The sequence below is a fragment of the Aerococcus sp. L_32 genome (assembly GCF_050689315.1).
Window position 1 is genome coordinate 1 of record NZ_JBOEQF010000567.1, and the last position, 1,142, is coordinate 1,142.

Consider the following 1,142-nt stretch of genomic DNA (forward strand, 5'->3'; position numbering starts at 1 on the left):
TCTATTTTTCTCGCCTATATGTTAACTTGCTGCCCTACCTGAACAAAAGTCTAAAATAAACCACTCAATCCCAAGATGTTGGTCTACTTTCCCCTGCTTGATATCAAAGTCTAATTCAATCAACTTCATATAACCCACCATAAGTAAATTCGGCGAATAAGGATGAATCGATTGGCCAGCCATTTTAATCCGGTATGGATGAACGCCAATGGTTTCAGCCATTGATCCTTGGTCATAACCCGCTTTCTTCAATTGGATAATTTGCGTATACAAGCGGAAGTTAGACTGGAGTAAACCAAGAATGGCGATGGGTTGATTTTTCTGTGCGATTAGTTCGCGGTATAACCTTAAAGCAGCGGCTGAATCTTGACGCATAATATGGTCCGTCAGATGGAAGATATTGTCATCCAATGACGGTGTCACCAACAAGTCTGCATCTCGCTGGTTGATCCTTTTCTCGCCCCCTACATATAAAATCAACTTGTCCATCTCACGAATGGACTGGGAAAGCTGGTAATTGGTCCGTTTCAAGAATAGAGCCATGGCTTCTCTGGTCATATCGACGCCTTCTGAAGCCACATACCGCTGCATATAGTCCTTCACTTGAGGTTCGGCCATGACAGAGGTATCCACAAATGTGGCCTTCTTCTTGAGTTGTTTCACAATTTTCTTCCGGCCATCTAAGGATTCATAATCAGCCACAATGACTAAAACCACATCATCAGCTGGATTGTCCAGGTATTCGAGTAAGGACGTGTCATCCTGCTTGATGGTATTCTTCTGTGACCCCGTTAAAAAAGCTGGTTGCCGCATTAAAATCAGTCTCGGTTCATTGAAAAATGAAATGGTGTTGGCTTCAACCATGACGTCCGCCAAGCTGTCTTCTTCCATATCAAATGACATGTAATTCATGGCGTTAGCGTCTTCTTGTAAAAACTGACCTTCAATGGCCGTTAGAAACCGGTTGATTAAGTAGGTTTCAGGCCCTTGTAGTACATATATGGGGTCAATTTGCCCGTTATTTAGCGCCTGTAATGCCTTTTGTAATTCCATAACCTACCTCCTAATTTAATTGCACACTGTCTATTTTAGCGGATTTAGGCCAATAAATATAGTGGACAGCGCCCATTGTATCCGTACGA

The 1,142-nt window shown here is 42.6% G+C and carries 1 protein-coding gene; it reads right to left on the minus strand.

The window, feature by feature from the left end; translation table 11 throughout:
- Positions 1–21: 21 nt before the first annotated feature.
- Complete coding sequence (holA, locus tag ACRCJ0_RS14810) at positions 22–1,053, minus strand: DNA polymerase III subunit delta (protein WP_431390972.1); 1,032 nt, start codon at positions 1,051–1,053, stop codon at positions 22–24.
- Positions 1,054–1,142: the final 89 nt, after the last annotated feature.

Excerpts from the sequence above, each read along its gene's own strand:
- holA (WP_431390972.1), bottom strand. The coding sequence starts at position 1,053 with ATGGAATTACAAAAGGCATTACAGGCGCTAAATAACGGGCAAATTGAC.